This is a genomic window from Aquimarina brevivitae (assembly GCF_004216895.1).
In the GTDB taxonomy this organism is placed as follows: Bacteria; Bacteroidota; Bacteroidia; order Flavobacteriales; family Flavobacteriaceae; genus Aquimarina; species Aquimarina brevivitae.
In genome coordinates, this window is sequence record NZ_SGXE01000001.1 from 22,227 (window position 1) to 44,750 (window position 22,524).

General features: G+C 35.1%; 20 protein-coding genes. 14 read left to right on the plus strand and 6 right to left on the minus strand.

The window, feature by feature from the left end:
- The first annotated feature begins 15 nt into the window (after nt 1-15).
- The 7 genes from EV197_RS00120 to murI all read left to right on the plus strand — a co-directional run bounded on the left by EV197_RS00120 (nt 16) and on the right by murI (nt 7,405).
- Entirely contained in the window at nt 16-900 is an 885-nt protein-coding gene (locus tag EV197_RS00120) for an NAD kinase (protein ID WP_130284704.1), read from the plus strand.
- A gap of 100 nt (nt 901-1,000) precedes the next feature.
- Nucleotides 1,001-1,684: a type IX secretion system protein PorG gene (porG, locus tag EV197_RS00125; RefSeq protein WP_130284705.1), complete on the plus strand. Its 684-nt coding sequence runs from the start codon at nt 1,001-1,003 to the stop codon at nt 1,682-1,684.
- A 3-nt stretch (nt 1,685-1,687) separates the two neighbouring features.
- Nucleotides 1,688-2,425 (plus strand): isoprenyl transferase, encoded by a 738-nt coding sequence (locus EV197_RS00130; protein WP_130284706.1) that lies wholly within the window; start codon nt 1,688-1,690, stop codon nt 2,423-2,425.
- Nucleotides 2,426-2,429: 4 nt separating this feature from the next.
- Complete coding sequence (locus tag EV197_RS00135; RefSeq protein ID WP_130284707.1) at nt 2,430-5,096, plus strand: BamA/OMP85 family outer membrane protein; 2,667 nt, start codon at nt 2,430-2,432, stop codon at nt 5,094-5,096.
- Nucleotides 5,097-5,131: 35 nt separating this feature from the next.
- Nucleotides 5,132-5,965, plus strand: a complete 834-nt coding sequence (locus EV197_RS00140; RefSeq protein WP_130284708.1) for an OmpH/Skp family outer membrane protein — start codon at nt 5,132-5,134, stop codon at nt 5,963-5,965.
- 46 nt (nt 5,966-6,011) lie between these two features.
- Complete coding sequence (locus tag EV197_RS00145) at nt 6,012-6,521, plus strand: OmpH/Skp family outer membrane protein (protein ID WP_130284709.1); 510 nt, start codon at nt 6,012-6,014, stop codon at nt 6,519-6,521.
- Nucleotides 6,522-6,607: 86 nt separating this feature from the next.
- A complete protein-coding gene (murI, locus tag EV197_RS00150) occupies nt 6,608-7,405 on the plus strand; it encodes a glutamate racemase (protein WP_130284710.1) in 798 nt (265 codons plus the stop codon).
- Between the two features lie 4 nt (nt 7,406-7,409).
- Here murI and EV197_RS00155 read toward each other — a convergent pair whose 3' ends face one another.
- Together EV197_RS00155 and EV197_RS00160 are read right to left on the minus strand one after the other, a co-directional pair.
- Nucleotides 7,410-8,147, minus strand: a complete 738-nt coding sequence (locus EV197_RS00155) for a LytR/AlgR family response regulator transcription factor (RefSeq protein WP_130284711.1) — start codon at nt 8,145-8,147, stop codon at nt 7,410-7,412.
- Between the two features lie 12 nt (nt 8,148-8,159).
- Nucleotides 8,160-10,373 (minus strand): tetratricopeptide repeat-containing sensor histidine kinase, encoded by a 2,214-nt coding sequence (locus EV197_RS00160; protein WP_130284712.1) that lies wholly within the window; start codon nt 10,371-10,373, stop codon nt 8,160-8,162.
- 220 nt (nt 10,374-10,593) lie between these two features.
- On the opposite strand from EV197_RS00160, the gene EV197_RS00165 reads away from it, so the two are divergent.
- Nucleotides 10,594-11,769, plus strand: a complete 1,176-nt coding sequence (locus EV197_RS00165; RefSeq protein WP_130284713.1) for a vWA domain-containing protein — start codon at nt 10,594-10,596, stop codon at nt 11,767-11,769.
- Nucleotides 11,770-11,829: 60 nt separating this feature from the next.
- On the opposite strand, the gene EV197_RS00170 is transcribed toward EV197_RS00165, so the two are convergent.
- Nucleotides 11,830-12,861 (minus strand): PorP/SprF family type IX secretion system membrane protein, encoded by a 1,032-nt coding sequence (locus tag EV197_RS00170; protein ID WP_130284714.1) that lies wholly within the window; start codon nt 12,859-12,861, stop codon nt 11,830-11,832.
- Nucleotides 12,862-13,099: 238 nt separating this feature from the next.
- Here EV197_RS00170 and EV197_RS00175 point away from each other — a divergent pair, with 238 nt between their 5' ends.
- The 6 genes from EV197_RS00175 to EV197_RS00200 all read left to right on the plus strand — a co-directional run bounded on the left by EV197_RS00175 (nt 13,100) and on the right by EV197_RS00200 (nt 19,090).
- A complete protein-coding gene (locus EV197_RS00175) occupies nt 13,100-14,005 on the plus strand; it encodes a NifU family protein (RefSeq protein ID WP_130284715.1) in 906 nt (301 codons plus the stop codon).
- 103 nt (nt 14,006-14,108) lie between these two features.
- Nucleotides 14,109-14,309: a dodecin family protein gene (locus EV197_RS00180; protein ID WP_130284716.1), complete on the plus strand. Its 201-nt coding sequence runs from the start codon at nt 14,109-14,111 to the stop codon at nt 14,307-14,309.
- A 79-nt stretch (nt 14,310-14,388) separates the two neighbouring features.
- The gene (locus tag EV197_RS00185; RefSeq protein ID WP_130284717.1) at nt 14,389-16,416 is read left to right on the plus strand and encodes a thioredoxin domain-containing protein; all 2,028 of its coding nucleotides are present in this window, start codon (nt 14,389-14,391) and stop codon (nt 16,414-16,416) included.
- Nucleotides 16,417-16,450: 34 nt separating this feature from the next.
- Nucleotides 16,451-17,227: a hypothetical protein gene (locus EV197_RS00190; RefSeq protein WP_130284718.1), complete on the plus strand. Its 777-nt coding sequence runs from the start codon at nt 16,451-16,453 to the stop codon at nt 17,225-17,227.
- 220 nt (nt 17,228-17,447) lie between these two features.
- Nucleotides 17,448-18,158 carry a hypothetical protein gene (locus EV197_RS00195; RefSeq protein WP_130284719.1) on the plus strand — a complete coding sequence of 237 codons (711 nt, stop codon included), beginning with the start codon at nt 17,448-17,450 and terminating at the stop codon, nt 18,156-18,158.
- 227 nt (nt 18,159-18,385) lie between these two features.
- Complete coding sequence (locus EV197_RS00200) at nt 18,386-19,090, plus strand: hypothetical protein (protein WP_130284720.1); 705 nt, start codon at nt 18,386-18,388, stop codon at nt 19,088-19,090.
- Here the strand turns inward: EV197_RS00200 and tsaB are convergent.
- From tsaB to EV197_RS00215, 3 genes are read right to left on the minus strand one after another with little or no spacing between them, the layout of a single operon-like run.
- Nucleotides 19,044-19,706 carry a tRNA (adenosine(37)-N6)-threonylcarbamoyltransferase complex dimerization subunit type 1 TsaB gene (gene tsaB, locus EV197_RS00205; protein ID WP_130284721.1) on the minus strand — a complete coding sequence of 221 codons (663 nt, stop codon included), beginning with the start codon at nt 19,704-19,706 and terminating at the stop codon, nt 19,044-19,046. The two genes, EV197_RS00200 and tsaB, sit on opposite strands and share 47 nt — an antisense overlap.
- 57 nt (nt 19,707-19,763) lie before the next feature.
- Complete coding sequence (locus EV197_RS00210; RefSeq protein WP_130284722.1) at nt 19,764-21,026, minus strand: efflux RND transporter periplasmic adaptor subunit; 1,263 nt, start codon at nt 21,024-21,026, stop codon at nt 19,764-19,766.
- A 48-nt stretch (nt 21,027-21,074) separates the two neighbouring features.
- On the minus strand, nt 21,075-22,472 hold the full coding sequence (locus tag EV197_RS00215; protein WP_130284723.1) for a TolC family protein: 1,398 nt from the start codon (nt 22,470-22,472) through the stop codon (nt 21,075-21,077).
- Nucleotides 22,473-22,524 lie beyond the last annotated feature (52 nt).

A 22,524-nucleotide genomic window follows, 5' to 3' on the forward strand; every position in this document is an offset into this window, starting at 1 on the left:
AAACAAACTTATTTCATGAAGATCGGAATTTACGGTCAATTTTACCACGAAAACTCAGGGATTTATATACAGGAGTTACTAGATATACTCGACAAAAATAATGTCGAAGTTGTCATAGAAAAAGACTTCTTGGCCTTAATAAATGCCAATGAAACCATACATAAGTCCTATTCCCACTTTAGTACTTTTGAAGAATTAGACAACACCTATGATCTTTTTTTTAGTATTGGTGGCGATGGAACTATATTAAAAACCATTACATATGTGAGAGACCTGGGTATCCCAATCGCAGGTATCAATACCGGACGGTTAGGATTTTTAGCCACGATCCAAAAAGAAGATATAAAAAACAGCATTGATCTTATTCTCAACAAAAAGTATCATATATCCGCAAGAAGTCTCTTAAATATTCAAACTGATCCTCCTAGCGAAGAATTTGGAACATTAAACTTTGCCATGAATGAAATAGCGGTAAGTCGTAGAAATACTACTTCGATGATCACCGTACATACCAGTTTAAACGGGGAGTTTTTAACCTCATACTGGGCTGATGGTTTAATCGTTTCGACTCCTACGGGATCTACTGGATACTCACTGAGCTGCGGAGGACCTGTAATTATGCCAGACTCAGAAAACATTACACTTACTCCCATTGCTCCTCATAACCTTAATGCTCGACCGCTAGTGATACCTGATGACAAAGAAATTACGCTACAGGTTTCAGGAAGAGAGGATACTTACCTGGTTTCCTTGGACTCAAGAATTCATACCTTAGCCAATGAAACGATTGTGCGTATTAGAACCACACCCTTCAAAATTAATATGGTGGTTTTGGAAGGAGATAGTTTTTTAAAAACATTGCGGAAAAAAATGCTTTGGGGTGAGGATAAGCGTAATTAAACAATAAAATTAAGTAAAAACTGTTTTTAAAAACAGACTATTTGGCACAAATTCTTGTGTAGTAAACTTAATTGTTATATTTGCAAACTTTTGAAAATCTATGAGATACTTAGCAGCAATCATATTTATATTATTTTTTGGTCAAATTTCATCGGGTCAAACTTACGAAGTTGGGCTGATGTTAGGAGGTTCTAATTACATCGGTGATGTAGGTTCCACTTATTATTTAGCGCCAAACGATGTTGCTTTTGGAGTTATTGGAAAATGGAATCGCAGTAAAAGACACGCATTTAGAGCTTCTTTTCTATATGCAGAATTATATGCTAACGATGCTAACGGTGATACCAGAAGAGAACAACGAGGCTATAGTTTTAATAATGCTGTTAAAGAATTCTCCGTGGGTCTAGAGTTTAATTTCTGGGACTGGTACTTATATGATTATGAGTCTCAATTCACTCCCTATCTGTATACAGGTTTAACAGGTTTTAATTATACCGCTAAAGCCTTAGACCCTACCAATGGTAATCAAATTAGTGCCTATGGTGATAAGTGGAGTGCAGCTATTCCCATGGTTTTAGGAATAAAAAAGACGATTGGTCGACAATGGATATTAGGCGCCGAAATTGGGGCTCGATATACATTCACTGACAATTTAGACGGGAGCAACCCGGATAGTGATAATGGAAATGGTTTTGGTAATCTGGATAATAATGACTGGTATGTTTTTGCTGGCATCACATTATCCTTTACCTGGGGTAGAATGCCCTGCTATTGTGCTTTTTAAGAAATGATTACTAAAGAACAACTAACACATAACATCCCTCAGCATATCGCCATTATTATGGATGGTAACGGCAGGTGGGCTAAACAAAAAGGCTTATTTAGAGTTGCTGGACACGAAAACGGCACTAAAGCAGTAAAAGAAGCTGTTGAAGGGTGTGCAGAATTAGGGGTTAAATTCTTGACTCTTTATGCCTTTTCCACCGAAAACTGGAACAGACCTAAACTGGAAGTAGAAACCTTAATGAAGCTTTTGGTTAAAGCACTCAAAAAAGAGATCACCACCCTTCAGAAAAATAACATTAGGCTTAATGCTATTGGGAATTTAGATCTGCTACCAGAAAAAGCAAAAAAAGAACTGTTAGAAGTTATTGAGAAAACACAAGAAAATAAGCATATGACGCTAACCCTAGCTTTGAGCTATGGAAGCCGGGAAGAACTCGTAAAAACTATACAAGAAATAAGTATTAAAGTTAAAAATAACGTAATTTCGCCACATTTAATAAATGAGGCAGTCATTAATGAGCATTTGTATACCAAAACGCTACCTGATGTAGATTTATTGATACGCACTAGCGGGGAAAAGCGTATCAGTAATTTTTTGTTATGGCAAATAGCATATGCAGAATTATATTTTACAGACATATTATGGCCAGATTTTAAAAAACCCGATTTATTTGAAGCCGTAAACAACTATCAACAAAGAGAAAGAAGATTTGGAAAAACAAGTGAGCAGCTTAGTTAAGAAAATGATAAGAAAATTACCTATTACCAATTTCATCACATTTTTATTAGTATTATTTACTCTACATATTTCAGCTCAAAACTTACCTGAAACCAATGGCAAAATATACGAACTAGGTGAAATCAAAGTTACCGGTACTACAACGTATAATGAGAGTACCGTAGTTACTTTTACCGGTTTGAAAAAAGGGGAGCGTATTGCCTTGCCAGGAGATCGTATCAGTCAGGTGATTAAAAAATTATGGGATCTAGAATTATTCAGCGATATCAATTTTTACATTACCAATATTGATGGTGATGTTGCTGATATTGAAATCAACATTAAAGAAGTTCCTGAGTTAAATGAGATCAAAATCACTGGTGTTAAAAAAAGAAAAGCCGAAGAGCTCATTAAAGAAAATGGCCTTACTAAAGGTGCTAAGGTGACAGAGAATTTAGTAACTACTACCAAGAATTTTATTGCCAATAAGTATAAAAAAGAAGGGTTTTTAAATACTAAAGTTGCCGTAAATCTCTCAGAGTTTAAAGATACTATTCCTGGAAACAAGGTAAATATGCTGGTCAGAATTGACAAAGGAGATCGTGTAAAAATCAGCAATATCTATGTAGAAGGAAATGAAAAGTTTTCGGACAGCAAGGTCAAGAAAGCCATGAAAAACACCAAAAAGAAAAAGTTTTGGAGATTCTGGAAGCGATCAAAATACATCAAAGACGATTATGCTGAAGACAAAGAAAATATCGTAAAGAAATATAAGGAAAAAGGATATCGAGATGCTCGTGTAGTTTCTGACACCCTGATTAAAAAAGAAGACGGTGATATTGCTTTACAACTTGAAATTGAAGAGGGTAACAGATATTATTTTGGTAATATTTCCTTTATCGGAAATAGTGTTTATACGGATAAGCAGTTAGCGCGCCAATTAGTGATTAAAAAAGGAGATGTATACAATGGTGTTTTATTAGAAAAGCAAATCGCAGATGGTAGCAGACCTGATGCCGATGACTTAACCAACTTATATCAAAATAATGGATATCTATTCTCTAATATTGACGGAGTAGAAACAAAAGTGTACAATGATACCATCGATTTTGAGATACGAATACGAGAAGGCAAATTAGTTCACTTTGACCATATCACAGTTACTGGTAATGATAAAACCAACGATCACGTTGTTTATAGAATGCTTCGAACAAAACCAGGAGAAGTCTATAGTAAAGATGCCGTAGTTCGAACCATAAGGGAATTAGGACAATTAGGATTCTTTGATCCAGAACAATTAGAACCGCAGTTTCAAAATGCAAATCCACAAGATGGAACGATAGACATCAATTACCCTGTAGTAGAAAAAGGTTCAAGCCAGATCGAGCTACAAGGAGGTTTCGGCGGCGGAGGTTTTATTGGTACACTTGGACTAGCCTTCAACAACTTTTCGCTTAGAAATATATTTAACAAAGAAGCCTATAGTCCATTACCGATGGGAGATGGGCAAACCATGCGATTAAGAGCACAAGCCAGTCAGTTTTTTCAAACCTACAGTTTGTCGTTTATTGAGCCTTGGTTAGGTGGTAAAAAACCATATCAATTATCTACCTCAATATCACATACCGTACAATTTTTATTCAATAACCGTACAAGAGATGTAGATAGAGATAGACGCTTCTTAATTACCGGAGGATCAATCGGTGTTGCCAAAAGGTTAAACTGGCCAGATAACTACTTTACCCTTTCGCAGGCTGTAAGTATACGTCATTACAACTTAAAGAACTATAATACCGGTTTATTTACCTTTGGTAATGGATCCTCTAATGATGTGTCCTATACCGTAGGTATAAATAGAAATAATACCCGTATAAACCCAATATTCCCAACAGGCGGTTCGGAGTTTAATCTAGTAGCTAAGCTTTCCCTACCTTATTCTATCTGGGATGGGGTTGATTATAGTGCTTTGTCACAAGAACAAAATAATTTAGAAGCTGAACAAGAAGAAATTCTTAGGGATAATCCAGGCATCAGCAATAATCCTAATATAAATCCACAAGCCTTTGACCGATTGCAGGAAATTAACGGGGAAATCGGTGATATTGATCAAGAGCGCTTTGATTGGTTAGAATATTATAAGATCAAATTTGACGGAACCTGGTATACCAGTCTTTTTAAACTTGGTAATCAACCGTTAGTTCTTAAAACACGGGCTGAGTATGGATTCTTAGGTGCATATAATAATAATAGAGGTAACATTCCTTTCGAACGGTTTTTCTTGGGTGGTGATGGTTTAGGAGCAACCGCATTAGATGGAAGAGAAGTTATTGCCCTTCGTGGATATCCAAACCAATCCATTGTTCCGTTAAACAGAGCTGATGACAGTGATTCAGGATTAGATGGGGCAACAATTTATAATAAATATTCGTTAGAATTACGATACCCAATTACTCTTAAACCTTCAGCATCCATTTACATGCTAGGATTTATTGAGGGAGGTGCATCGTATGACAGTTTTAAAAGTTTTAACCCATTTTTATTAAATCGTTCTGCCGGTGCAGGTATTCGTATCTTTATGCCTGCTTTCGGTTTATTAGGTATTGATTTTGGATATGGATTTGACCCTATCCCTGGAACCAATACTGGACCTAATGGATGGGAAACTCATTTTATAATTGGTCAACAATTTTAAATTTGGCACGATTATTTCTATAAACACAACAGATCATGAAAACACAAGTTCTTTTAATCTTAGCGGCCCTAACTTTACTTTTCTCTACAAGCGAAATACTGGCGCAACGAAGTATCAGAATTGGGTATATAGACATGGATTACATTTTAGAAAATGTACCTGAATATAACCAGGCTGCAGCAGAGTTGGAGTCCAAAGTGCAAAAGTGGAAAGTAGAAATTGAAGCTGAATTGAAAGCGGTTGAGCAAATGAGAAAAGATCTAAATAACGAAAGAGTATTGCTAACCAAAGAATTGATCGAAGAAAGAGAAGAAGATATTTTGTTTAAAGAAAAAGAAATATTAGAATATCAGCAAAAACGATTTGGTCCTAATGGAGATTTATTTCTTCAAAAGAGAAGGCTAGTACAACCTGTACAAGATCAGGTTTTTGTAGCGGTGCAGGAAATTGCCAAAAATAAAAGATACGATTTCATTTTTGACAAATCTGCAGATTTGGTTATGTTATACTCCGCCGATAGATATGATATTAGTGATCAGGTTTTATTAAGAATCAATAGAGCTTCTAAAAGAAAGCAGGTCACGGAACGAAGAGAGAAAAAACAAGTAGAACGAGCTGAAGAACGAAATCTAGAGCAGGAAAATGAAATTAGCGATAGAGAACAACAAGCCTTGGAGCGACAATCTGAAAGAGAGCGATTACTAGCAGAACGCAAGGCACAAAGAGATTCAATAAGAGCAGCGAAAAAGAAAGAGTTTGAAGCACGAAGAGCGCAATTATTAGAAGCACAGCAGCGAAAAAGAGATTCGATAAATGCGCTTCGAAACGAAAACCAAGAAACAGAAGACGAAGACAACGATAATAATTAGAAAAACAATCAATTTTAAAATTTATACACACTTAATATTACTGAAAATGAAACAGATTAGAACACTATTAGTAGCTTGTGCATTGGTATTAGGAGCATCTGGATTTGTTAACGCACAATCTAAAGTAGCACATATTGCTTCTCAGGAATTAGTAGAAGCTATGCCTGCTTTTAAAGCCGCTAAAGCTGAGATTGAAAAGTTAAACAAAACCTATGACGCTGAAATAAGAAACATGGTATTGGAATTACAAAATACGATGAAGAAATATCAAGCAGAGGCACCGAATAAAACGGAAGAAGAAAATACAAAAAGAGCTCAAGAAGTTCAGGCAACAGAAAAAAGCATTGGTGATTACAGACAAAATGCTTTAAAAGATCTTCAGAAAAAAGAAATGGAATTACTAAAGCCAATCTATGAGTCTGCTAGAGTTGCTATTCAAAAGGTAGCTAGAGCACAAGGCTTTCAATACGTATTGGATTCCACTACCGGAACAGGTGTAATTATGGCTGATGGAAAAGACCTAATGGCAGATGTTAAAAAAGAATTAGGTATTTAATACATACCTCAATTGTATAGAAATTCAAAAAACAGTGGGTAAAAAACCCACTGTTTTTTATTTTTAGCAAACGTAAAATTGTTATAATGAGCCATGATGCTATAGGTATTTTTGATTCAGGTATTGGAGGTACTTCCATATGGAAGGAGATACATCAGCTATTACCACAGGAAAATACTATCTATTTGGCCGATAGCGCCAATGCACCTTATGGAGAACGCTCTAAAGAGGAAATCATTGAGTTGAGTATTAAGAATACCGAAAAACTGTTGGAGCTAGGTTCTAAAATAATTGTTGTTGCCTGTAATACAGCGACCACTAACGCTATTAAAATTCTTAGGAATAGGTACCCCATCTCCTTCATAGGTATTGAGCCTGCTATTAAACCAGCAGCGTTGCAAACCAAAACCAAGACTATAGGGATACTAGCTACCAAAGGAACACTTTCAAGTGAACTTTTTTCAGAAACCTCAGAAATTTATGCGAAAAACATAGAAGTCGTCGAAGTTATAGGTAGCGGTCTGGTGGAATTGATCGAACAAGGTGAGCTGAATTCAACATTAATACGGAATAAGCTCCTGGATTTCATTCAACCGATGATTGCAAAGAACATTGACCATCTGGTCCTAGGGTGCTCTCATTACCCATACCTGATTCCCTTGCTTCAACAATTACTTGACGATAAAGTAACCATTATAGATAGTGGGCAAGCAGTTGCAAGGCAAACTCATAAGATTTTAGAGCAATCAAAATTACTGAATAGCTCAGCTAGTGAAGGTAATTGCCTATTCTATACAAATGCTTCATTAGCCGTACTTAAAAATATCCTGCAAGCCAATAACCCTAACTATTCACGGATTACGGTTCAACAATTGGATTTTTAGTTAGTTATACAAAGTAATCCAACAACCTGGATTTCTTGGATGATGAAACTGGTAATTCCTTACCTGAACTCAGAACTACGCTTCCTCCTTTACCTTTTTTAAACTTCTTAACCGCAGTAACATTTATAAGATAGCTTTTATGAATCCTTGCAAAACCCTTATCCGTTAAAAGATCTTCAAAATACTTTAAGGTTTTGCTGACCAGTTTCTGACCCTTATCCAAATATATCTTAGTATAATTATCATCTGCTTCGCAGTATAAAATCTGCGCAACACTGAGAACATCAAAGCCCTCTTGAGTAGGGACAGTAATTTTATCGGATACTATTTCAGTTTTTGGAGTCAGCACTTTATCAGATAAAGCTGCTTCTTTCTCTTTAATTTCTATAACGTGCTGAACTGCCTTGATTAATTGGTCAATTGCTATAGGTTTCAGTAAATAATACGTGGCTTGCGCGTTTAGCGCCTCTACAGCGTAATGATCATATGCAGTAACAAATACAATCTCAAAATTCCGTTCTGGAACTTTTTCTATAAAATCAAATGCATTACCATAGGGCATTTCCACATCCAAGAATAAGATATCAATCTCATATTTTACTTTTTCTAACAAGGAAAGTGTTTCAGCTACACTTTCGGCTTGTCCGATAACGGTCACCGATGGACAATACTTTCTCAGATAATTATCTAAAATTTTTCTACTATTAATCTCATCATCGACTATGATTGCTTTTAAATTCATAGCGTATTGGTATTAGTTTTTGTCTTTCTTTAAAACCAGGCGAACCACTGTACCTTCTCCATTATGCGTAAGATCTTCGACCTCAACGTCCACTTTATCCTTGTACATAGCATTAAGAATAGTAATTCGCTTTTTAATATTACTCATTCCCTGTGAGCGCTGTCTTTTTTGATTAGCCGTCTTTAATTCTTTTGACCGTTGTCTTCCTATGCCATTATCAGAAATCAGAATTTCGATAGAGTGCTCATCAAGTTTGGTAAAAGCTATCGTCAACTGACCGTCGTTTTCTTTATACCGTAGTCCGTGCCATACTGCATTTTCTACATAAGGCTGCAGAAGCATTGGTGGTATCACATATTCATCAACAGCAATAGTAGGATCAATATGTATTTGATAATCGAATTTATCTTGAAATCTAAAATGCTCTAACTTAACATAAAGTGAAATGAGTTCGATTTCTTTAGACAATGGAATAAAATCCTCTTCACTATTTTCTAAAACTGATCGCATTAATAACGAAAAATCAGTCAAATATCTATTGGCAGCCAATTCATCATTAGTAGCAATAAAAGTATTTACTGAATTTAAGGCATTAAAAATAAAGTGAGGATTCATCTGTGAACGTAATGATTTTAATGCCAGTAAGTTATTTGCGTATTTTTGCTGTCGAATATTTCTATACATCAAATAACCCGCTAATAAAAATAGAAGCATGACTCCTATTAAGGCATAAATTATAACCTTTTGCTTTACAGCTTGCTGTTTCGCCAATTCTTGCGAAGCTAATACCAGATTATACCGATTTTCGTTGAGTTCCCTATCTTTTTCTAAAGTAGTAATTCGGTTAGCTCTGGCAACCAACTCACGACTTAATCTAGCTGCCTGAGCAATTTCTTGTTCTTTTTGAATGTATAACTTATCAATTATAGCTTCATACTCTTCAAACACTTCAGAAGCCTTTTTCAACTCCCCTTTCTCTCTATACACCTCACCTAGTTTTCGGGTTGCATCTTTTTGTACTACTAAATCATTTCGTGATTCCGCCTCTTTTATACTTTCTTTTAAATACGGTATAGCCTCTTCATACGCTGACTGTGCCGCAAAAGCATTTGCAATTTTATAATTTTGAACCTGTGGTGTTATAGTTCTATCCTCTTCTGTAGTAGAGGTTGTATCACTTTTTGTCTCACCCTCTAACTCCTCAATATCTTTCAGTGCCTGTTGACGTAAGGCTATCTCTTCCGTATACCGATTACTCTTACTATACATATCGGCAGCTCTGGAGCGTTGTCTTGCTACTGCCTTTTTACTCGTTTTTTCTGCTAATTGAACGGAATTGTCTAGATATGAATTTGCTTCGCGCATTTTACCTTGTTTTTGCAAAACCTCGGCTAGTTTAGAGTTAATCTGGATTATACGTTCTGAATCGTTTAATGATTTCGCTAAATCTAATGCCTTTGTATAATAGGTATTGGCACTATCAAAGCGGTCTAACTTATCATATGCATCCGCAATACCTTCGTATATCTGTACTAACTGCCCTTTATCTTTTACTTTATTTAGTAGATCTTTGTAACTTTTTAATGCCTTATTGTAGGAACCATTCGCATATTGCACCTTAGCCATTTTTAATTGTACGGTACTATCGTAGCGATTAGACAAACTGGTCAAATAATTACTTGCTGCTAAATCAGGTTGATTCCAATACCCATAAATATCACCCAATAGCTCATATAAGGTAGCTTTCTTAGCATCTGCTTCCGAATCATCATCTGTGATAGATTCTAAAGCCTTTGCTGCAAAGTCAATGCTAGTTGCTGCATCTTTTTTTAGGTTTGTACGTGCTGATTGAATATTATATTGATACAAAGAGCTTTTGCGCCTTGCCGCTGATGGCTGATTTGCGACCACTATGGGATTTTCTTTTACTTTGATATCAATTCTATCGGATGAAGTTACGGTATGGAAGATCGTCTCAAAGCTTGGGTGCCTGATTACCAATTGATCTCCAATAGTTGCTTGTATTCTAAAATTACCAAATTGATCTGACACATAGGCTCCCTTGCCTAAAACCTGTATTTCAACATCCTGTACTGGTTTTAAGGTTTTAGCTTCCTTTACAGACCCCTTGATATCAAAAAGTTCCGGAATACTTGCCTCAGCTTCCACCTGAGCAAAAATAACAAAGGGACAAAGGAATAGTATAAGCGCTATAATCTTTTTCATTACTACTCTAATTACCAGTAAACATAAACTATTTGTGCGGGATAATAAAATACAGGATAACCCAAGACCAAAGATATATGCCAATTACCAGTAGTTTTCAATAGGATTACTAATTCAAACGATGGGTTTACTCATCTAAAAACAGCTATAACTCATTCTTCATTTTTAGCTCAAAAAGTTGACACTACATTTATCAACGAATCCTTAAAAAAACAAAACCATGAAAAGTAAAGCCATACTTCTTATAGCACTAGCCATTGTATTTCATTGGTCGTGCAATGCTAACAGCAAAGCTGATCATTACACCACATCATCTAATGATTACAACACTACCGAATTGTTTACAGTTAAAACCAACCCCAAGACAAGGAATATCCAAGTCGCGCTATTGTTGGATACAAGTAACAGCATGGATGGTCTTATTGATCAAGCCAAAGCACAATTATGGAAAATTGTTAATGAGTTATCCTATGCTAAGTGTGGTGATTATGCTATAAAACTACAAATAGCATTATATGAATATGGCAACAGTGGTTTGCCCTCAACCGAAGGTTATTTAAGACAGGTACTCCCCTTTTCCGAAGATCTCGATGAAATCTCTAAAGAACTTTTTGGGTTAACGACCAATGGGGGGAACGAGTTTTGTGGCAAAGTTATCGCTTCTTCAATTAATGAATTGGATTGGAAAAATGGTGACAAGCACTTGAAACTAATATTTATTGCGGGCAATGAACCTTTTACACAAGGCCCTGTAAATTACAAAGATGCTGCAACCGACGCCTTGGAAAAAGATATTTCTATCAATACGATTTATTGTGGTGATTATCGACAAGGAATAAATACACATTGGAAAGACGGAGCTGACATCGCCGAAGGAACCTATACTGCGATTGATCATAATCAAAAAACAATACATATAGCCACACCGTATGACAACGTTATATTGGAACTTAATAATAAGCTAAATAACACCTATATCCATTATGGCGATGCTGGCAGAAAGAAAATGGAACTACAGGCCCAGCAAGATAGTAATGCCCGTTCTTACAGTCCAGCTAATGCGGTAAGCCGTACGGTAAGTAAATCGTCAAGATTTTATAAGAATAAGAGTTGGGATTTAGTTGATGCGGCGGAAGCTGAGGAGTTTGATATTTCTGAAGTTGCGGAAGAAGAATTGCCCGCTCAATTACAAAATAAAACCACAGCTGAAAAAGAAGCGTTTATCAATGAAAAGAAGCAGGAGCGACAACAGATCCAAGATAAGATTCAGGAATTGAATAAAAAACGTATCTCCTATATAGCAAAAAATAAAGAACAAGAAGGGGGAGGACTTGAAAACGCACTAATTAAAGCCATCAAAGCACAAGGCCAGGAAAAATCATTTAGTTGGGAGTAAGTGTAAACTAAGTTTGGGTGTTTTTAATCAAGATGGCTTGCCATAAACTAGCAGGTCATCTTAATTTTTGCTATTAACCGCGGGACAATTACAATCCCAACGTTCTTCACGCTTACCAAAATCGTAACCTAAGGTCAACTGATGAAACCCACCGTTACTAAGTACCACTGAGTTTGATTGATAACTAAACGTATAGCCAACCATCCATTTTTTATAATTTACCCCAATAAAAGGTGTAAAATATTGTAATTGTTGACTTTCTATGGAAGTACCATTTTGTGAAAACTCAGCGCCATCTAAACTTCTACGATAGGATAGTCCACCCCATAATAAGGCGTTCTCTAATCCGTAGTAGGCTTTAAGATTTAAATCAAAGGTACTTTCCTGTGTTTCGTCGGTAGCTTGAAACATCATACTTGGTTCTAAACTCCAAGGTCCATAAACACTAAAAGTATATCCTGTAGAAAATATGTAACGTCTTTGATTGTTAGAATCTCTTACTGAAATATTAGGATCATCTGTATTATCAAAAATATCCCTAGCTGTGGGTAATAAATTTTTAACCGTAAAATGTGCATACCAATCTAAATAATTGTATGACATCCCGAAATCAGCATTAAAGTAAGCATCCTTTTGTACGCGATCTAAAATTACTGGATCTGGGTCAAAAGGGTCGTCCAAACCTCTTAAATCAACATTTGATTGGATGATAGCACCACTTAAACCAAAGGAAAGCATATTTAGATCCGTTCTGTCTCTTGAAAAAAGCAAGTGATACGCAAATGTGGCATAAAAGCCAGTTTGTGAAAATCTTCCATTTTCATCTCTATAAACAACGCCACCGAGACCAACTTTATCACCGGTTCTAAAATTAATATTTGCAGACTGAGTACTTGGTGCATTGTCTACATCAAACCATTGCTTCCTGGCTGTCAATCTTATTTTGTTAGCATTACCCGCTCCAGCCATTGAAGGGTGGATCAGATATAAATTATCAGATAGATAATCTGCGTACACAGGAATTCCTTCTTGCGAATAACTTGCAATTGAAAATAAGGCAATAAACAAAAAGAGAGATTTATAAATATTCATCCTTGTAAAGTCGATAATTTTTAGGGCCAATTGATACTTAAATTAAACTATTAAAAACAGTTAATATTGTGGGCTTTAGCATTTCTTTATCAAAAAAGATAGTTTATTGCCGTGCCAAATATAAAATTTTTTTTACTAGTCCACCTAAAAGATTGGTTCTAACTATAGATACTATGAATATCTCAATGAGTTATTTTATTAATTCAGTACTCTTTTCACTAAATTTGCAAAAAAAAGTATGGAACAAGCGTATACCATTACGATAGAGCCTACCTCAAATGCTAGTATCGTTAAATTTGAAGCCAATCAGTTTTTAACTAATTATGATAGTTTTGAATATGAAAATATAGATCAAGCCAAAAATTCTCCCTTAGCGCAACAGCTATTTCATCTACCTTTTGTAAAACGAGTTTTTATTGCTCAGAACTTTGTTGCCATTGACAAATATGATATAGTGGAATGGAACGATGTACAGGATGAAGTTGCACAACAAATAGAAACCTATCTCAATAGCGGAAAAGCCATACTAACAGCAACGGAAAACACTACAAAAGTGCCTGTTACTGTTTATGCAGAAAGCACTCCTAACCCCGCGGTCTTAAAATTTGTGGCTAATAAAAAACTGGTAACTGGCACACACGAGTTTAAGAATATAGATGATGCTAAAAATGCACCATTAGCCCAATCTCTATTTCATTTTCCTTTTGTCAAAGAGATTTTTATTGAGGATAACTACATCTCAATAAACAAATATGATATGGCAGATTGGAATGATATTACCTTAGAGCTGCGAGAATTTATTAAAAATTACATTGAAGAAGGTAAGGAAATAATTAATGCTACTCAAGTACAGCAAGTAAAACAAAAAGAAGAACAATCCGTTACGGATTTTGATAATTTGGATGATGTATCAAAAGATATTGTTAGTATTATCAATGAGTATATCAAACCAGCAGTAGCCAGTGACGGCGGAAATATTGTATTTGATTCTTATGACCCAGCTAGTAAACGAGTAAAAGTCATTTTACAAGGTGCATGCAGTGGTTGTCCATCTTCTACGTTCACGCTTAAAAATGGAATTGAAAACATGCTTAAAGAAATGCTTACTGGAAAAGTTGAAACTGTTGAAGCTATTAATGGGTAATTCTTAATTTTTTAATAAAAAAAATAAATACGCTGCGATAAAGTTTTAAAACCAATACCAAACGCTTAACTTTAATAGGTATTAATTTTAAAATTTTCACACAATGGCAATAGTTAAAGTAATCGAGGTTATCGCAACTTCAGGAAAAGGATGGGAAGACGCAGCAAAAAACGGAATAAAAGAAGCTGGAAAAACCGTTAAGAATATCAAATCTGCCTGGGTTTCCGATCAGAAATTAATAATAAAGAACAATGAAATTACAGAGTATCGAGTTATTTTGAAGGTTTCCTTTGAAATCGATTAAACGTAATTAAGTTACATATACAAGCACCCTCTCAAATATGGGTGCTTTTTTTATTAAACATATTGACCACCATACATCTATGAGTTCATCCGCTAATCAACTTATCAACGAAACTAGCCCCTACTTACTCCAACACGCTTATAATCCTGTTGACTGGCGCCCTTGGAATCCAGAAACACTACAAATAGCAAAAGAAAACAACAAACTAATAATAATCAGTATTGGGTATGCAGCTTGTCATTGGTGCCATGTTATGGAGCATGAAAGCTTTGAAGATAGTGATGTAGCCACCCTGATGAACAAATTCTATGTACCGATAAAGATCGATCGAGAAGAACGCCCCGATATTGACCAGGTATATATGTCAGCAGTTCAATTGATGACAGGTCAAGGTGGTTGGCCTTTAAATATAGTAGCCTTACCGGATGGAAGACCTATATGGGGAGGCACCTACTTTCCAAAAGAAAATTGGATGCAGGCATTAGAGAAGATAGCACTCTTGTTTCAACAACAACCAAAGAAATTAGAGGAATACGCTGATAAGCTACAGCAAGGCATGTTTACCCTTACTACTATTGAAGGTACATCTTCCAATGACTACACAGCAATTCTTTCTGAATCCATTTCTAAGTGGAAGACCTACTTAGATAATGAATTGGGAGGCATAAATCGAGTACCTAAATTTATGATGCCTTGCAATTACAAATTCTTACTGCACTATGCACATCTGAAGAAAGATAACAACCTACTTGATCATGTATTACTAACCCTAGATAAAATGGCTTATGGCGGTATCTACGATCAAATTGGAGGTGGTTTTTCTAGGTACTCAACTGATGAAAAATGGCATATCCCGCATTTTGAAAAGATGTTATACGATAATGCACAAATAGTTAGTCTGTATTCCGAAGCTTTTAAACTGACTCAAAAACCATTATATAAAGAAATCGTATATCAAACTCTGGATTTTATAGCAGAAGAACTAACCGCTCCCGAAGGTATATTTTACAGTGCACTCGATGCAGACAGCAAAGATGCTACCGGAAAAAGCAAGGAAGGCGCATTTTATGTTTGGACCAAAGCAGAATTAATAGAATTATGTTCAGATTCATTTTCGCTATTTAGCACATATTACAATATTAATAGTTATGGTTATTGGGAGGAAGAAAACTATGTATTAATACGCACACAATCGGATGAAGATTTTTGCAAAAAACAAGGCATTACACAGCAGCATCTCGCTGAGTTGAAACAACATTGGAATACTACTTTAAAAAAGGAGCGTGCAAAACGTAACAAACCCCCTTTAGATGATAAATGCTTGACAGGTTGGAATGGATTAATGATATCCGCTTATATTGATGCTTTTACTGCTTTCAAAGAAGATAAATTTAAGGATAAAGCCATATGTTGTGCCAACTTTTTGGCAAAGCATCTAATTGAAGAGAATGGCAGTCTCTATCGAAATTATAAAAATGGAAAAGCCACCATCAATGGGTATTTAGAGGACTATGCTACACTTATCCAGGCTTTTATAAAAATGTATAATATTACATTGGATCCAAAATGGTATCGTTTAGCTAAAAAGCTAAGCTCATATACCATAACTCACTTCTACAATACTGAAAAAAGATTATTCCATTTTACATCAGATCTGGATCCAAAGCTAGTGGTAAGAAGTATTGAATATGAAGATAACGTAATTCCGTCTTCTAACTCTATTATGGCCACAAACCTATTCTTACTTGCTAAATTTGAGAACAATCTAGATTTTAAAAATATCAGCAATAAAGCCCTACAAACCATATTGACCAAAATAGAAGATTATCCAATGGGCTACGCCAATTGGTTACAGCTATTATTACATAACAGCGCTAAATTTTATGAGCTAATCGTTGTTGGTGATTCAGCCAATGAACAGATCAAAAAGCTACATCAACGCTACCTACCTCATACTTTAATAACGGGAAGTACTGATAAAGATGCTGAGCTAATCCTTTTTAGTCAAAAATACAAAAGCGGTAAAACCTTAATTTACTTGTGTACTGATCAAGCTTGCCTTAAAACAACAGAGAATATTTTTGATATTGACTGGAAAAATATCTAATTTAATACCTGTCATTCAACAAATTATCTTAGTCATGAGGAATTACTTATTTTTATCAACGCTACTATTTATTTATCTTTTTATAACTCCTATTATTGTATACGCCCAATCTGAGCTCAGAGCAGCATCAGACCTTGCAGGAGGTTACAACTTTTCTGTTAGAGATACCTATAATGCACAACGCATTAAAGATGAGTTCCTCAATAGTATGATCAAAGAAACTACTATTGCCTTAGAAGATATCAAAGGCTCCCCTTTCTATACGGAACAATTTCTTCCAGGAACTCTAGTAGATAATCTAACCGGCAAGGTTGCTGAAGTATTCCTACGCTATAATGTGTATAGCGATATATTTGAGGTAAAGTACGATTTAAATTCTTCAGAAAGTTTTGGATTTATACAAAAACCAGGCTTAGATTGTATAATGGACGGTACAAAATTTATATATACTTCCTTTAAAAACCATAAAAACGTTAGTCAATCAGGATATTTACAACAAATCAACAAATTTGACAGTGACATCACTCTGCTCAAGCGAAACTATCAAAAGCTTCATATGCCAAAACCTGCCAAAACATCATTAGAAAAAGATGTTCCAGCTAAGCTAAGTAATCATCAAGAATATTATATCGCAATAGCCAATGAAATTTCACTATTGAATTCTAAAAAATCAAAAATTCATAAGGACTTTCCCAAACATCAAGCAGAACTTAAAAAATATGTCCAAAAACAAAAATTGAAATTCAAAACTGAAAAGGACTATACTATACTGGTGAGTTATTATGACTCATTAATTTCTAACAAAAAATAATATGTAAGAATTTTCTTATTTATTACAACGTTATAACCATAATTATTATTAAGAAATTTAAAGCACAAATCTTCTAAACACCAAGTAAAATAAGTCAATAAGGTCTATTTTAGTTTTGTATATAAAAAAAATTAGATTGTTAAAGTTTTAGTGTTTTGTCGAATTTTATTGTGTTTTGTCGAATTTATTCATACATTTCAATTCTTAAAACTTAATAATTATGAGAAATTCTTATGTATCTTCCCTAATAATAATGCTGTTTGTTTGTTTACAGTCAACGGCTCAATTATCTCAAAGCATAGCTAGACCCATACAGAAACCATCTGCATTTAATGACTATGACGGAAGTGTATACGAACGTGTTGCTTTTAGAAAAGCGGAGATATCAGATAAACAACATGGAACTCATATCGCCGAATTGAGATATAATATCCATACGGACGCTTTAGAATACGAAAACGATAATGGATACTTCGAACTCTACAAGCGAACTACGCTCAACGTAAGATTTGACGACGAGTATTTTTATTATTGTAAATTTAAGAATGAGCGAGGAGCTGACAGAGAAGGCTATTATGTTTTAATTGAAAAGCATGAAAATTACAGTATTTATAAAAAATACGACCTTGAGTTCAGAGAGCCTAAAAGAGTAACGATGACTCAAGTAGAAGAATCTGGTAAAATTAATCAAGTCATAACTTATTATCTTGAAGAACGAGGGGTAATCACTGAATTACCTATGCGCAAAAAGGATTTCTTGGCCATCTTTCGTGATAAAGAAACCGAATTGGAAGATTATATGAAAGAAGAACGCATACGTCTGCGCAAAGAAGAAGATCTTATCAGAATTGTAAGCAGATATCATGCCCTTAAAAATATTGATGGGGACATCTCTAACGGACTTTTAACCAACAGAAACGGTATTGACTAATTCCTATAAAGAAATATATATTTAAAAGCCATCATTGATGGCTTTTTTTATGATTTCATAATTTCTACTATTTATTTCAATAAAATTTGCTTTTATGAATCTTATAATGAAAGGCTACTAAAATTAAGGCTTTCCAATTATTTTTACGGTAAAAACGTATTTTGTCTATTTTTTTAGCTCATTTATCGATATTATTTTGTAGTTTAGCGTATCAAAACCCCAATGTTATGAGAAAACTACTACAAATTATAATTGTACTATTCACTGCTAGTGGTATGGCGCAATTACCGCAAGAACTTTTAACTGCGACAGAAAAAACTACGGTATTTGATTCTTATGTTGGATCTATCTATTCCAACGACGATTATCAGGGAGCTACAGTAGTTGCAGAAAAAACAGGAACCTTTAAAGTACCTGTACGTTATAATATATTTAATGACGCTATAGAATGCGAAGATGGTTCTCAATTGTATGAACTTGCTAAGACCCCAACTACACACGTTCGTATTGGTGATGACTATTTCTACTATTGCAAATTTAAAAGCGAACGCGGTTTCAACAAAGAAGGATATTATGTTTTGGTTGAGTTAACTGATTTCTACAGAGTCTATAAAAAATATGAGTTAGACGTCACTGAAGCTAAGGCTATGGATGCCAATACTGGTGCTGCCCAAATTGCAAAAATCGAAACCAGAGAAACCTATTTTTTAGAAGAAAATGGTACTATAGTTGAACTTCCTACCAATAAAAAAGATCTACTCGCAGTATTTTCTGATAAAGAAGAAGCGTTAAAAGAGTATATGAAAGAAGAACGTATCAAGCCAAAAAAAGAAGAAGATCTACTTAAATTCGTAGCCAAGTATAATGGCTTAAGGAATTTAGATGCTAACCCGACACGAAGTCTTTTAAGTAATAGGGTTCAAAATAACTAAGATCGACAAATTTTTTGTTTTGAAACGATTGAAAACCTAAGATTGCCATCTCCTTTGCAGATGGCAATTTGTTTTTAATAAAAACTGCATTTGGGTGTTGACATAGCTCTTCAAACTTATCAACACCATTACCTATAAAAAAGACTTTGGATTCATTAAGGTAGGTAGCAAATGATTGTTCCGTTACTATTTCTGCTTGAGTTGCTCTTAGTTGCTTCTTTGTTTCAGCAGAAATTACAGTAGAATATACTTCCATTCTTCTCGCATCTATCATAGGTACAACGATTCCTTGATTCTCTTTGACCTGTAACGCTAAGGATTCAAGCGTGGGGATTGCTATTAATGGCTTATCCAAAGCGTAGCATAACCCCTTAGCTGTTGATACACCAATGCGTAACCCTGTGTAAGATCCTGGCCCTTTACTAACAGCGATAGCATCTAGCCGATCCATTGCTACACCAGTTTCCATTAAAAGCTCTTTGATGAAAACATGCAGAGATTCTGCGTGAGAATAGGTTGCACTGTTATCTTCTTTTACTCCAAGTAAATTTCCATTATCAGAGATTGAAACCGAACAATTGGTAGTGGCTGTTTCTATGGCTAAAATAAAACCCATCTTTATCATATAAATTTAGACAAAGATAAGTTTATTAATTTGGAGAGTAAACCGAAATTATTCTTTAGTCTTTTCGGTGACCTTATCTCCTGTTTTTAAAGTTTTAGTAACTACATTATAGGGTCCAGTTATCACCTTATCCCCTTCTTCTAATCCTTCCAAAATTTCAATATTGGTATCATCTTGTATACCTGTTTTAACCACCTGAAGCTTGGCCTCATCACCTTTGGCGATAAAGACACATTCAAATTTTTGTTCAACCAATTCGTCTTTTTCTTTATCTTCAAAAGATTTGGTCGCACTAGTATCATTCTTAATAACAATTGCACTAATCGGCACAGCTACGATATTATTTCGAGTTTTGGTAATAACATCTACAGTAGCCGTCATACCAGGCCTAAAAGGTGAGTAGTTTTCTGGTTTGCCTTCGATAAGATCCGCGTAAGACTCCTCTAAGATGCGTACTTTAACTTTAAAATTAGTAACCTGATCTGCACTTAAAGCATTCTCAGCGGAATTAGCGATTTCTGTAACGATACCTTTAAATTCTTTCTTTAAGTACGCGTCCACCTCTACGATAGTAGAATCCCCAATGGCTACCTTAACAATGTCGTTTTCATTAACATCTACCTCAACTTCCATATTGTTTAGATTTGCCACTCTAACAATTTCCGTTCCTGCCATTTGCTGAGTTCCTACAACCCGCTCCCCTAACTCTACCGAAAGTTTAGAAATTGTTCCACTCATGGGAGCGTATATAGTTGTTCTGCTAAGGTTATCTCTAGCTTCGTTAACTGTAGCTTGCGCACTACGAACGTTATAAAAGGCGGATTGCTTGGATGCTTCTGCCACTTCATAAGCGGAAACGGCTCTATCCCATTCTGCTTTAGAGATAACTCCTTTATCAAACAGACCTTTATTACGTTCGTAACTATATTTTGCTTCTTTGAGACTTGCTTCTGCTTGCTGTAAACCCGCTTTAGCATTTTCTAAAGTAGCTTGTGATCTATTTAATCCTGCTTGTATAATATCTGGATTAATCTTGACTAGTAGATCCCCTTTTTTTACTTGCTGCCCTTCTTTTACGGGTAATTCAATTATTTCACCAGATACTTCTGATGATAGTTTTACCTCTACTTCAGGCTGTATCTTTCCTGTAGCAGCTACTGTTTCCACGATATCCAAACGCTCAACAGATTTTATAGTCACTTCTTTAAAGTTGCCGGATTTACCAAACCACCCTGCTTTTTTACCTGCAATTAATAGCACGACAAGAATGACTACAGAAATGATAATATAGAGTAATGTTTTTCTACTCATGACTTTTGTGTTTTTTAGGATCTATGGTTTTTAAAGAATTTTGCGCTTTTAGAGTTTCATATCTGCTACTTTAATTCCAAAGTACAGTTCTAAAACTTTTAGTTTAAAGATATAATCAAATTTATTTTGCACCAATTGACTCTGCGCATTCTCAAGTCTAAACTTGGATTGACTAAAGTCAAATGCATTGGTCAAACCAACATCGTATCGTTCTTTAGCATACTCATAAGCTCTTTCTTGTGCTTTAACTGCTACCTGAGACGCTTCATAAGCCTCTGCAGCACCCTTTGCATCTAAATAAGCTTGATACACATTACTATCTAAATCTAATTCTGCCTGCTCCAATTGAAATGCAGCTCGCTTTACACTTACTTTACTACGTTTTACTTGGTTTCTAACGGAAAAACCGTTAAAAATAGGTATGTTAAGTGAGACTCCATAACGATAACTTCTATTGTCTGAAAATTGGTCCCATATTGGATCGGGATCAGTTAATACCGGTGTTCCATCAGCAGGATTAAAAACAGGATCGCCATTGTCATCACGTAATATCTGATCCCTATCTGTTTCAAAGGTATTTACTCCTGCAGAAAAGCTTAGTGTAGGATAATATGCCCCTCTGGCTATTTGTAAATCTTTTTCTGCGATTAATTTATTTTGTTCTGCAATCTGTACTTCATATCGATTTTCTTTTGCATTGGCAATAACACGTTCTACGGGAGTATTTAGCACCTTGGCATCAGGCATCATATAATCTTCATCCGCAATATCAAAAGTTTCGTAATCTTTAATTAGTAGCGTTTGTGCTAAACTAATTTTAGAAATCTGTACTGCATTCTGCGCTTGTACAATTCTGGTAATTTCATCAGCTGATGTGGCTTCAATTTCTAATAAATCTCCCTGCGGTAAGACCCCTGCCTCCACCAAATCCTTAGTTCTTGTTAATTGTTCTAAGGTAATTTCGTGTTGTTTTTCTATTACTTTTAGGGATTCTTTGTTTAGTAATATCTGCAAGTAACTATTCGCTACAAACAACGCAATATCATCTTTAGATTTCCCCAAATTGTATTGACTTAAAAGTTGGTTTAACTTAGCTCTCTGAAACTGACGTATGTTTCTTAGCCCATCAAAAATATTAAGGTTTAGATTTGCTGCGTAGTTCGAGCTTCTGATGGTTTGTTCTATATTGGTTCCAGTTCTAGGATCATTTACAAGACCTGAATTCCAAAAGTTAGATGCCGATGCATTTAAAGTTGGTAAAAAACCACCAAATGCATCCGATTTTGCAATATCCGCTGTTTCAATATCTAAAGCAGACTGCTTAATACTTATATTATTTTCTAATGCGTATTCTACACATTCTCGTAGTGTCCATTGCTTATTTTGAGCACTAATTTTTGAAAAACCTATAAGTAATAGTAAAAGTATTGCGGTATTAAATTTCATTTGTGTGCAATTATTTAATAAATATGATGTTGTAAAATTACCAAAGATTACT